Source organism: Ruegeria sp. CF8 (assembly GCF_056537285.1).
The window spans coordinates 93,572-105,639 of the sequence record NZ_JBQFRG010000009.1 but is presented as its reverse complement, the minus strand read 5'-3'; the positions used below and the strand labels follow the sequence as shown (position 1 = coordinate 105,639).

At 57.4% G+C, this 12,068-nt stretch carries 11 protein-coding genes; 7 read left to right on the top strand and 4 right to left on the bottom strand.

Annotated elements, in window-relative coordinates; all coding sequences use genetic code 11:
* Positions 1-17: 17 nt before the first annotated feature.
* Both ACR0EV_RS18830 and ACR0EV_RS18825 read left to right on the top strand, forming a co-directional pair.
* Positions 18-659: an LON peptidase substrate-binding domain-containing protein gene (locus ACR0EV_RS18830; RefSeq protein ID WP_480801510.1), complete on the top strand. Its 642-nt coding sequence runs from the start codon at positions 18-20 to the stop codon at positions 657-659.
* Positions 656-841: a Trm112 family protein gene (locus ACR0EV_RS18825; protein ID WP_480801509.1), complete on the top strand. Its 186-nt coding sequence runs from the start codon at positions 656-658 to the stop codon at positions 839-841. Before ACR0EV_RS18830 ends, ACR0EV_RS18825 begins: the two co-directional genes overlap by 4 nt.
* On the opposite strand, the gene ACR0EV_RS18820 is transcribed toward ACR0EV_RS18825, so the two are convergent.
* Positions 838-2,100, bottom strand: coding sequence for an FAD-dependent monooxygenase (locus ACR0EV_RS18820; protein ID WP_480801508.1), 1,263 nt, complete (start codon positions 2,098-2,100; stop codon positions 838-840). The genes ACR0EV_RS18825 and ACR0EV_RS18820 overlap by 4 nt on opposite strands.
* A 51-nt stretch (positions 2,101-2,151) precedes the next feature.
* On the opposite strand from ACR0EV_RS18820, the gene ACR0EV_RS18815 reads away from it, so the two are divergent.
* The 4 genes from ACR0EV_RS18815 to ACR0EV_RS18800 all read left to right on the top strand — a co-directional run bounded on the left by ACR0EV_RS18815 (position 2,152) and on the right by ACR0EV_RS18800 (position 8,333).
* Complete coding sequence (locus ACR0EV_RS18815; protein WP_480801507.1) at positions 2,152-3,480, top strand: amidase; 1,329 nt, start codon at positions 2,152-2,154, stop codon at positions 3,478-3,480.
* Between the two features lie 108 nt (positions 3,481-3,588).
* Positions 3,589-4,770, top strand: coding sequence for an aminotransferase class I/II-fold pyridoxal phosphate-dependent enzyme (locus tag ACR0EV_RS18810; RefSeq protein ID WP_480801506.1), 1,182 nt, complete (start codon positions 3,589-3,591; stop codon positions 4,768-4,770).
* 14 nt (positions 4,771-4,784) lie between these two features.
* Positions 4,785-7,697, top strand: coding sequence for a DNA translocase FtsK (locus ACR0EV_RS18805; protein WP_480801505.1), 2,913 nt, complete (start codon positions 4,785-4,787; stop codon positions 7,695-7,697).
* A 39-nt stretch (positions 7,698-7,736) separates the two neighbouring features.
* Entirely contained in the window at positions 7,737-8,333 is a 597-nt protein-coding gene (locus ACR0EV_RS18800; RefSeq protein WP_480801504.1) for a LolA family protein, read from the top strand.
* 15 nt (positions 8,334-8,348) lie between these two features.
* On the opposite strand, the gene ACR0EV_RS18795 is transcribed toward ACR0EV_RS18800, so the two are convergent.
* Positions 8,349-8,930, bottom strand: coding sequence for a transglycosylase SLT domain-containing protein (locus ACR0EV_RS18795; protein WP_480801503.1), 582 nt, complete (start codon positions 8,928-8,930; stop codon positions 8,349-8,351).
* Between the two features lie 60 nt (positions 8,931-8,990).
* Positions 8,991-9,872: an AEC family transporter gene (locus ACR0EV_RS18790; protein ID WP_480801502.1), complete on the bottom strand. Its 882-nt coding sequence runs from the start codon at positions 9,870-9,872 to the stop codon at positions 8,991-8,993.
* 80 nt (positions 9,873-9,952) lie between these two features.
* Here ACR0EV_RS18790 and hspQ point away from each other — a divergent pair, with 80 nt between their 5' ends.
* Complete coding sequence (hspQ, locus tag ACR0EV_RS18785) at positions 9,953-10,279, top strand: heat shock protein HspQ (protein ID WP_117872061.1); 327 nt, start codon at positions 9,953-9,955, stop codon at positions 10,277-10,279.
* 35 nt (positions 10,280-10,314) lie between these two features.
* On the opposite strand, the gene ggt is transcribed toward hspQ, so the two are convergent.
* On the bottom strand, positions 10,315-11,892 hold the full coding sequence (gene ggt / locus ACR0EV_RS18780) for a gamma-glutamyltransferase (protein WP_480801501.1): 1,578 nt from the start codon (positions 11,890-11,892) through the stop codon (positions 10,315-10,317).
* Between the last annotated feature and the right edge of the window lie 176 nt (positions 11,893-12,068).

Here is a 12,068-nt window from a genome sequence, read left to right as displayed (position 1 = left end):
GAGCTAGAATTGGGAACATGATGCATCCCGCCGACCTGCCGGATACGGTATCCGTTTTTCCTTTGCCCGGGGCACTGCTGTTGCCCCGGTCGCCATTGCCTCTGCATATCTTCGAGCCGCGTTATCTACAGATGCTGGACGATGCGCTGAAAACCAAGGAAAGGCTGATCGCAATGGTTCAGCCGAATCCGTCAGTCAGCGACGAGAAAAAGCTGCACCGCATTGGATGTGCAGGGCGTGTGACGCAGTTTTCCGAAACAGAAGATGGTCGCTATCTGATCACGCTGACCGGTGTGTCCCGGTTCCGTATTGTGTCAGAGTTGGACGCGTTCACACCCTATCGCCGGTGTGCTGTCTCGTGGGATGGATTTGATCGCGATCTTGGTAAGGCCGAGAAAGACGACGGCTTCAATCGCGCAAAATTCCTGCCCCTGTTGGAGCGTTTCTTTTTGTCCCGGCAGTTGTCCACCGATTGGGATTCATTGAAAGACGCTGAGGATGAGTTGCTTGTGAATTCATTGTCGATGCTTTTGGATTTCGACCCCGAAGACAAACAGGCCCTTTTAGAAGCCCCCTGCCTGCGCACCCGGCGCGAGACCTTGGTGACGCTGATTGAATTCGCCATGCGCGGCGGATCGAATGAGGAAAAACTACAATGACCGACACTGACCACGCTTTTGATCGGCATATGCTTGAAGCGTTGATCTGCCCGCAGACCCACACCACGCTGCACTATGACGTTGAAAAACAAGAGCTGGTTTCAAAAGCTGCTGGTCTGGCCTTTCCCATCCGAAACGGGATTCCGGTGATGCTGATCGATGAGGCGCGGCAGCTCGACTAAATCGGTCGTCCTTGCAACAGTTTGGGCAGATCGCCAGTCAGGCCCGCAGCCTCACGCACAAAGCCCCGGCGCAATCCGGGCAAAGAACCGACAATTCCCATGCCAATATCCCGGCCCAGTCGTAGCAGGGGATTGTCGTTGGAAAACAGCTTGTTGAAGGCGTCTGTCGCCATCGCAAGCGAGGCCGTATCAAAGCGGCGCCATTCCTGATAGCGCTCCAGCACCAAAAGCGAACCGATGTCCTCGCCGCGTCGCCCAGAAAGTGTCACGACCTCAGCCAAGGCCCCGACATCGCGCAGGCCGGCATTTAGGCCCTGACCGGCAATGGGGTGCATCCCGTGGGCGGCGTCCCCGACCAGTGCCATGCGGTCGCCGATGAAGGAATTGGCAATGGTCAGGTTCAGTGGGTATGTGAAACGGTCGCCTGCCAGACGGATCTCACCCAGAAAATCGCCGAAACGCGGGCGTAGCACCTGCAAATAATCTGCTTCGGACAGGGCGTTGATCTTTGCCGCAGTCTCGGTGCGCTCGCTCCAGACGATGGAACTGCGGTTGCCGGTCAGGGGTAGAATCGCAAGCGGTCCCGGCGGCATGAAGAACTGATGGGCAATGCCATTGTGCGGCAGATCATGTTCTATGGCGCAGACCAGCGCGGTCTGGCCGTAATCCCAACCGGTGCGTTTGATGCCCGCCCGTGACGCGGTGCCACTGCGGCGGCCATCGCACCCAACCAGCAGGCTGCCGCCCACGGTTGTGCCGTCGTCTAACGTTAGGGTCACCCCGGTGGCGTCGCTCTGTTGGGATACAACTGTCTTGCCGCATATCTGGGTGATTCGCGGCTCTTTGGTCATCGCGTCCAGAAAAGCGCGGCGCAGATGACGGTCTTCGACCATATACCCCATCGGGCCTTCTTCGATCTCGGCATGGTCGAAATGCATCAAAAAGGGTGAAGGGCCCGCGCCCGCGTGACCATCTGTGACTTTGATTTCCAGCATTGGTTGGGCGTGCTCAGCCACGTGCGCCCACACTCCTGTCGCATCCAGCAAGCGTTGTGAGGCCAAAGCCAACGCATAGGCGCGGCCGTCAAAGGCGGCGTTCTTCCGAACCTTTTCGGCCAACGCATCGATCACCGTGACCGAGTGCCCGGTTTGTGCCAGTGCCAGCGCCAAAGCGGGTCCGTTCAGCCCACCGCCCACGATCAGAATGTCAGATGCCTGTGTCATGCCCTGCAATATGCGCGCCCTTTCGGGATTGTCCATGTGCAGTCCTGTCGCTACCGTCACCCAAAGCCGAAAATCAGGAGGGGTGAGATGCAGGAATGGTTGACCATGACCGCGTGTGAATTGGGCCGTGGCATTGGAATGGGTCAGATTGATCCAGTTGAGTTGACTGAAACCTACCTGTCTGCCATCGACGCGCATCCGCATCGGGATCGCATCTATGCCCGCGTCACCCATGACCGCGCGCGGTCCGAGGCTGAAGCAGCACAAAAGCGTGCCAAGCTGGGCCTGCGCCGTTCTATGCTGGACGGAGTCCCGATCAGTTGGAAAGACCTGTTCGATTCAGCGGGAACCGTGACCGAGGCTGGCTCGGCTCTGTTGAAAGATCGCGTGCCGGATGCGGATGCGCTGGTGTTGCGCAATGCGACTCAGATGGGCACCGTCTGTCTGGGCAAAACGCATATGAGCGAGCTGGCCTTCTCTGGCCTTGGCCTCAACCCGATCACTGCGACGCCGCCCTGCATTCACGACGAAGCCGCAGTGCCGGGCGGGTCGTCTTCCGGTGCAGCCGCCTCGGTTGCTTGGGGTTTGGCCGCTTGTGGCATTGGCTCGGATACCGGCGGGTCGGTTCGGATCCCATCGGCGTGGAATGATCTGGTCGGTCTGAAAACCACCTCCGGGCGGCTCAGTCTGGAAGGTGTCGTACCGCTCTGCCTGCGGTTTGATACGGTTGGGCCGCTGGCGCGGTCGGTCGAGGACGCCGCGCATATGTTGGCTCTGCTCGAGGGCGGAACGCCAGCCGATCTGCGTGGTGCTTCGCTCAAAGGTCGCCGGTTTGCCGATTTGCAGAACATTGCGAAGGACGATCTGCGTGACATACCGGGTAAGGCATACGAAGAAGCGCTTGCAAAACTTGCGGATGCAGGGGCCGAAATCGTGCCTTTGGAGGTGCCTGCACTGAACGAGGCCATGACCTTGACCAGCGTCGTATACACCACCGAGGCCTATGGGCTGTGGCGCGACGTGATCGAGGCCAACCCTGATGCAATGTACCCCGAGATTCTTGAGCGGTTCCGCATCGGTATGGGGTATTCCGGGCCCGACTATGTCGCCGCCTGGTCCAAGCTCAAGGCTTGCCGCACCGAATGGGACGCGGCAACCGCCGGGTTTGATGCGGTTCTGGCCCCCACGGCCCCGATTCTGCCGCCCAATCTGGAGCGATTGATGAGCGACCATGACTATTACGTAACCGAGAATCTGCTGGCCCTGCGCAACACACGGATTGGCAATCTGATGGGTCTTGCGTCGTTGAGCCTGCCGACCGGAACCCCCAGTTGCGGGTTGATGATGCTGGGCTATCCCGGCTCGGAAGAGGCCCTTTTGCGGCTGGGTTCAGCAGCAGAAGCGGTACTGGCCTGAATGCCACAATCCCCTGATTCGGAACCTCTTTGTCTGGACGAAGGGGTGCCCGGGCTGTAATCTGACAAAAAAACGGGGCGTAAATGACCCCGATATTGAGGCAGTATTATGGATTTCCCCGAGCGGTTTTCGAACCTACCGGCTTATGCATTCCCGCGTCTGCGCGCCCTGTTGGATCATCACCAGCCGGGCGGTGATGTCGTTCACATGACGATCGGCGCACCCACCCATGATTTTCCGGCCTGGGTGACAGATGTCATCATGGAAAACGCCTCAGGGTTTCAAGGCTATCCCCCGAACGAAGGGTCAGAAGACCTGCGAGGAGCGATCACGGATTGGATTCATCGCCGCTATGGCGTTCAGATGGACCCTGATGACAATGTGATGGCGCTGAACGGCACGCGTGAGGGGCTTTACAACGCTGCCATGGCGCTTTGCCCGGAACAGAAGAACGGCCAGCAGCCTGTTATTCTGTGTCCGAACCCGTTCTATCAGGTTTACATGGTGGCTTCGCTTTCAGTTGGCGCGCAGCCCTACTTTGTGCCTGCAACTGCCGCGACGGGCCACTTGCCAGACTATGCCAGCCTGCCCGTGGAAGTGCTGAACCGTACCGCTGTGGCCTACATCTGTTCACCTGCCAACCCGCAGGGGGCCGTCGCCTCGCGTGATTACTGGGCTGAATTGATCCGTCTTGCCGAGCAATATGATTTCCGCATCTTCGCCGACGAATGTTATTCCGAGATTTACCGGGACACGGCCCCAACAGGTATTCTGACCGTCGCGCAAGAGCTGGGCGCTGATCCTGAACGGATCACGCTGTTCAACTCGCTCTCCAAACGCTCGAACCTGGCCGGGTTGCGGTCGGGGCTGATCGCGGGCGGGCCGGATACGATCAAACAGGTCAAACAATTGCGCACTTATGCCGGGTCGCCTTTGCCACTGCCCTTGCAGGCCGCTGCGGCAAAGGTCTGGGCAGATGAAGAACACGTTCAGGAAAACCGCGCGCTCTATCAGGAAAAATACGCCATCGCGGATGAAGTCTTCGCGGGCGTGCAAGGATACATGTCGCCACAGGCCGGGTTCTTTTTGTGGCTGCCGGTCGACAACGGCGAAGACACTGCATTGAAGGTCTGGAAGGACACCGGGGTTCGGGTCCTGCCGGGCGCATATCTTTCACAAGGTGATCCGGGGAATAACCCGGGCAAAGGCTTTATCCGGGTTGCATTGGTGGCCCCAAAAACAGAGTTGCAGCGTGGTCTGATCACACTCCGCGACTGCATCTATTCGTGAGGTACGAGGGCAAAATGGCATCATATAACGCGCGCAATCGCGATCCATTGTTGGACAGCACCACACAGGCCGCTTTGGAGCGGCGCAGCAAAGAACTGATCGGTATTGCTCTGATCCTGCTGGGTTTGGCAGCGGCGGCGATGATCTGGTCCTACACGCCTGATGATCCCAACTGGATGGTTTCGACCGATGCGCCGGTGCAGAACTGGATGGGGCGGATCGGGGCCTCGATTGCTGCGCCCTTGTTCATGATCGTGGGCTGGGGCAGTTGGGGTGTTGCGCTTGTTCTGATTGGTTGGGGTTTGCGTTTCGCGGGTCATTTCGGTGAAGACCGTGCCATTGCCCGGTTGATTTTTGCCCCAATCTGGATCGCCTTTGTCTCGGTTTACGCTGCGACCCTTGTTCCAGGTGCCGAATGGCGCACGACGCATAGTTATGGTCTGGGCGGTCTGTTTGGCGACACGGTCATGGGCGCGTTGCTGACGCTTTTGCCGATCTCGTCGCATTTTCTGGTCAAGCTGATGTCACTTGCCATGGCGGTTGGAATGATCGCGCTGGGCATCTTTGTTCTGGGCTTCACCAAAGCAGACGTAAAACGGGGTTTCCGTGCGTTCCTTTTGGGTCTGGTGATGGCTTACGACCTGCTGATGAATCTGCTGGGCCGTGGCGCCTCGGCGACGGCTCAGGCCGCGCGGGATCGGCGCGAACAATGGAAAGAAAACCGCGCCGCGCGTGTGGAACCGGTTTTGAATGATGACATCGCCTTCGGTGATCCCGTCTTTGAAGAACTGGAAGAAGAGCCTGAACCCGCGCCCAAAACCGGTCTGTTGGCGCGCATGCCGTCATTGATCCGCCGCCCGGAACCGATGCCAGAGCCGGAATTGGTCGACCCTGAACCGATCGCTGGCTTTGACGAAATGCCAGGCGAGGACCGCATCCGTTCGAAAATCTCGGCTGCTGTGCGCAATCGCAAAGTCGCAACGGGTGAGATGACGCCCGAACCGGACCCGAGCCTACCTTTGACCAAAGGCCGCGGTCGTCGACCCGACCCGCTGATTCTGAACCCGCATCAACCTGATGAATTGCCGGCCGAGCCACCGGTGACCGCCAACGGGTTGCCACCCGAACCCCCGATGACAGCGGGTGCCGCGCCCGGTTGGCATGATACGGACGCGGTCGAGTATGCGCCCGAGATCCAGCAAGACCAATACGCGCCAATGCCGGATCTGGACGATGAACCACTTGTCGAGGACATGGAAGACTCTGTGCCGCAGTCGCGTCCTGCGATGAAAATCCCAGTGGCGGAGCCGCGCAAACCTGTGGTCGCACAGCCCGTGCGTCGCACGCCGCCGCCGTCGCGCCGTGCGCAGGCCGAAGCGCAACCGGCGCTGTCATTTGAGGACAAGCATTCGGATTTCGAACTGCCTCCGCTGGGGCTGTTGTCGAACCCGGCCAGCATTCAGCGCCATCATCTGAGTGATGAGGCGTTGGAAGAAAACGCGCGGATGCTGGAAAACGTTTTGGATGACTACGGCGTCAAAGGTGAGATCGTCAGCGTCCGACCCGGTCCTGTGGTCACCATGTACGAACTAGAACCAGCACCTGGCCTGAAAGCGAGCCGTGTGATTGGTCTGGCGGATGACATTGCGCGTTCAATGTCCGCGCTGTCGGCACGGGTTTCGACGCTGCCGGGCCGTTCGGTCATTGGCATCGAACTGCCGAACGAAAACCGTGAAATGGTGGTGCTGCGCGAAATCCTCGCCAGCCGTGATTTTGGCGATGGTAACCACGCACTGCCGCTGGCGCTGGGCAAAGATATTGGTGGCGAATCCGTTGTGGCCAACCTGGCCAAGATGCCTCACCTGCTGATCGCTGGTACGACCGGCTCGGGTAAGTCGGTGGCGATCAACACCATGATCCTGTCGCTGCTGTACAAACTGTCGCCGGATGAATGCCGCCTGATCATGATCGACCCGAAGATGTTGGAACTGTCTGTTTATGATGGCATCCCGCATCTGCTGTCCCCCGTGGTAACCGATCCGAAAAAGGCGGTTGTGGCCCTGAAATGGGTTGTCGGTGAGATGGAAGACCGCTATCGCAAGATGTCCAAAATGGGTGTCCGTAACATTGCTGGCTACAATGGCCGGGTGAAGGACGCGTTGGACAAAGGCGAGTTGTTCAGCCGCACGGTACAGACCGGTTTTGATGATGAAACCGGCGAGCCAACCTTTGAAACAGAAGAGTTCGCGCCCGAAGCGATGCCTTACATCGTCGTCATCGTCGATGAGATGGCTGACCTGATGATGGTCGCGGGAAAAGAGATTGAAGCTTGCATCCAGCGTCTGGCGCAGATGGCGCGGGCCTCGGGCATTCACCTGATCATGGCCACGCAGCGGCCTTCGGTCGATGTGATTACCGGTACGATCAAGGCGAACTTTCCAACGCGGATTTCGTTCCAGGTGACCTCGAAAGTCGATAGCCGCACGATTTTGGGTGAAATGGGTGCCGAACAACTGCTGGGGCAGGGCGATATGCTCTACATGGCGGGAGGTGCCAAGATTACCCGTTGCCACGGCCCGTTTGTTTCAGATGAAGAAGTCGAGGAAATCGTCAACCACCTGAAACAGTATGGCCCGCCCGACTACGTGGGCAGCGTGCTGGATGGCCCGGCCGAGGACAAAGCAGACAACATCGACGCCGTTCTGGGGCTGAACACCGGTGGTAACACCAATGGCGAGGATGCGTTGTACGATCAGGCGGTTGCGATTGTGATCAAGGATCGCAAATGCTCGACCTCGTATATCCAGCGGAAACTTGCCATCGGCTATAACAAGGCGGCGCGCCTGGTTGAGCAGATGGAGGACGAAGGCGTTGTTTCTGCGGCAAATCATGTCGGTAAGCGGGAAATCCTCGTCCCCGAGCAGTAAGATATTTAATAACAAGGGCAGAAGGCCTATCTGTACGGCATGAAACAGATTGCTTTTGCCCTTGCTTTGACACTGGCCGCACCTGCCGCATGGGCGGCGGATAAGTTGCCGCTTTCGCAGATTTCCAATTACCTGAACGGATTGAAAACGGTTGAGACGACCTTCACGCAAGTGAACGACGATGGATCGCTGAGCACTGGTAAGCTGTGGATGCAGCGCCCGGGCAAGATGCGGTTTGAATATGATCCGCCCAACAGTGCTGTGGTGCTGGCGCGTTCCGGCAGTGTTCAGATTTTCGATCCGAAATCAAATCAACCGCCCGAGCAATACCCGCTTAAACGGACACCCCTTTCCATCGTACTGGCGCGGAATGTGAACTTGGGGCAGGCCAATATGGTCGTGGGTCACAACTTTGATGGCACGGCCACCGTGGTCACGGCACAAGACCCAAAGAACCCGGATGCAGGACGGATTGAGCTGATGTTCACCGACAATCCGGTCGAGCTGCGCAAATGGGTCATTCACGATAACGCGGGGGGGCAGACAACCGTTTTGCTCGGCGCGCTGAATGAAGGCGGACGCCTCGATCAGGACTTGTTCTCGAACAGAAAAAGGGTCGGGTCAGGCAATCGCTGACCCGATCAAGCTTTGTCAGTACCGGCAGTTGGCCAACTGCGCCTGGTACAATTGCGCGCGCGCGTCCACGTCACTGGCCACGTTCAACAACCAGGACTTGCTGTTGTAACTGCCGCGCGCATATCCGGTATGGCCTTCGTGATAAGCGAGATATTGATTGCGCGTATCTGCCGGGTGAATGCCGTTACGTTCGTAACTTTTATTCATATACCAGCCGATAAAGTCTGATGCGTCGCGAATCCGATCCCGCTTGGCGCGGCGTTTTCCGGTTTCTCGCTGGTATTGCTCCCATGTACCATCAAGCGCCTGGCCATAGCCATAAGCGCTGCTTTGACGGCCCATCGGGATGACGCCCAGAACGTATCTGTGCGGGGTGCGCGCATCGTGGCGATAGCGGCTTTCCTGATAAATCGTGGCCATCTGAACGTGTACGGGAACACCCCATTTACGTTCGGTGTTCTTGAAGGCTTTGATATAGTCAGGCTTTTCGCGCGCAATGCTGCACGCGTCATTCAATTTGCTGGGCGGCTGTTTGGAGCCGCCACCACAGGATGCCAAAAGCAGCACCCCGAAGAGTACGATAAGAATTCTGCTCATGTGCCTCATGCCTTTTTTGCACATTCTAGCGCAGATTGAGCGATTATGAAATCACAATCGTTACAAAACGATAGCCAGGATGGCAGGCAGTGCCGCAACGGAAAGGACGGTTGATACCATCACCATGCCGGCAACGGCATCTGCGTCGGCTTCAAAGCGTTCCGCCAGCAGATAAGAGGTTACCGCGACGGGGGTGCACATCTGTAGAACCAGAACGCCAAAGGCGATCGCATCCAGTTCAAACGCGACGGCGACCACCCAACCGAGGGCGAAACAGACCACCAGTTTCAAAACCGACAGCCAGACAGCCTGACCCAAGCTGCGGGTCGTCAGGCGCGCGATGGCCACGCCAACGGTTACAAGCATCATCGGAACTGCCATTTGCCCCAGCAAGTCAAGCGTGTTTGTCAGGAAAAGTGGAGTTTCCCAGCCTCGCCACAAAAACAGTGCGCCCAAAAGCGTTGCCCAAACCATGGGCTGACGAATGACCTGACCAAAGGCACCTTTACCCGCCACAAGGTAGATGCCGTAGGTAAACGAAAACAAAGCTGTAACCGCCAAAAAGATCACAGCATAGCCCAGCCCGGCCTGGCCAAACGCGAAAATACATAATGGTAGGCCCAGATTGCCGGTATTGCCGAAGATCAATGGTGAAAGATACGTACGCTGTTCAAGCTTTAGAACGCGGACCAGGCACCAGAAAACGATCGCCAGAACCAGGTTGGCAATGATCGTGGCGACGGTGAAACGTGTAAGATCGCCACCCGGAATCTCGGTCTGCATCAGGGCCACGAAGATCAGGCTGGGCACAGCCAGGGTCATCGCAAACCGGGTAACGAACTGAAGACGGTACTCGAATCCCAGTTTAACCCAGACAAAGCCGATACCTGACAGCAGAAAGACCGGCGCTGCAATTTCGAACACTGTTAGTATTAGGTTCACAGACTGTTTCCCTGAGTTTCACATCAATGATTGGCTTTTCCGGCCAGAAACGGGTAGTAAATGCTTTGGGGGCTGAAACAATGCTAAAGACACGTGCAAAATACGGCTTAGGCCAGGTGGTTCGTCATAAGAAACACCCTTTTCGAGGGGTGATTTTTGACGTGGATCCAGAATTTTCGAACACCGAGGAATGGTATCAGGCCATTCCCGAAGACAGCCGTCCGCGGAAAGAGCAACCGTTTTATCACCTGCTGGCTGAGAACGACCAATCCTTCTATGTTGCTTATGTTTCAGAACAAAATCTGGTTGCGGACTATTCCGGGGAGCCTGTTGAGCACCCCGATATTCCCAACATGTTCGGCCCGTTCGAAGACGGCTCGTACCCATTGCATTTCCACCTGAACTAAAGTCGTCCAACCGCGAAGGCCCGCGTTGGTGGGCTTTAGTATCCAAGGGCGCAACCGTCCTTGCGCGGGTCGCTGGCACCCTCCAAAATACCGTCTTCCCGGATTCGGATCGCTTGCGCCCCACCAAGCGGAGTTTCCGGGACCTCGATAGTATGCCCAAATTCTGATAATTGTTTCGCTACCTTATCCGGATAGCCGCGTTCCAGTTTCAGAACCGATCCGTCGAAAAACGCGCGTGGGGCGTTGATGCTCTCTTGTAGCTCAAGACCGAAATCCCTGAGGTTTGACACAAATCGCGCGTGGCCTGTAGGCTGGTACGCTCCGCCCATCACACCAAAGGGCATCATTACGCGGTCGTTTTCGGCCAGCATCCCTGGAATGATTGTGTGCATCGGGCGCTTACCTCCAGCCAACTCGTTTGGATGGCCAGGGTCCAGCGTGAAGCCAGCGCCTCGGTTCTGTAGCAAAATGCCGTACTTCTCCGAGGCGATCCCTGATCCAAAACTATGGAAAATCGAATAGATCATCGAAACCGCCATCTGGTCGCGATCTACAACGGTGATGTAGACGGTGTCCTTGTGAACGGCCTCGGTCAGTGGTGCCGCCGCAGGCATGGCGCGTTTCGGATCAATAAGCGCGGCCAGTTTGGCGGCCAGCTCGGGGTCAAGGAAACGCTCTGCACGTGCCATGTGGTCTGGATCCGCGATGAAACGGTTGCGCGCGTTATAGGCCAGCTTGGTGGCCTCAGCCTCGATATGCACCCTTTCAGCGCCAAAGGGGTCTATGTTGGCCACGTCAAAATGCTTCAGAATATTGAGCAGCAGAATTGCGGTCGCGCCCTGACCGTTTGGCGGATGTTCGACCACGTCAACCCCTTGATAGGCGCCCTGCATCGGCTGCGTTTCTGTGTATTTCGTGTTTTGAAAATCCTCAGCGGTGTGAGCTCCGCCCCGAATGGAAAGGGCAGCAATCATGTCCTCGGCAATATCGCCGGAATAAAACGCGTCACGCCCTTCTTTCGCGATCCGACGCAATACTTCGGCCTGACCCGGCGCGCGAAAGATCTGCCCGACTGAAGGGGCTTGCCCGTCGATCAGATAGTGGTCTCGGGCTGGGCCTTGCAGGGTAGCCGCTCCGATCTTCCAATCAAACGCAACGCGGGGTGCAACCGGAACGCCTGCCTCCGAATAGTGAATTGCGGGGGTCAGGATCGCGTCCAACCCCAAGCGCCCTTCCGTTTCTGCCAAATGACAGAAAGCGTCCACGGCACCGGGAATCGTAACTGCATCCGGCCCGTTCAAAGGCAAAGATGACAAACCCTGATCGCGCAATGGCTGTGCCTGCGCGGCAGCCGGAGATCGGCCCGAGCCGTTTAGGGCACGTATTCGATGTTCTCCTGCACGGTTGAAAAGAACAAAACAATCGCCGCCCAAACCGGTCATCTGAGGCTCGCAGATCCCCAAAAGAACCGCCCCGGCAATCGCGGCGTCCATTGCGTTGCCACCCTGTTCAAGAATATCGATTGCCACCTTGGCTGCCAACGGGTGAGACGTTGCGCACATCCCTTGCATTGCAAAAACTTCTGACCGGCCCGGTTTATGCAAATCCCGCATGCTGTATTCTCTCTCCTTGGAACAAGGGAAAGCTATTCACTGATTGGGGATTGTCCAGAAATTTCAGGGGGAGAAGTTCCTCGGCGCCTTTCACTGGGTGGGGGCTGTGATAATTGGCGCCGAGGGAAGCTATCTGAGCTACGAGTCACTGTATGGCGGTTGTTTGAGGCGCGACA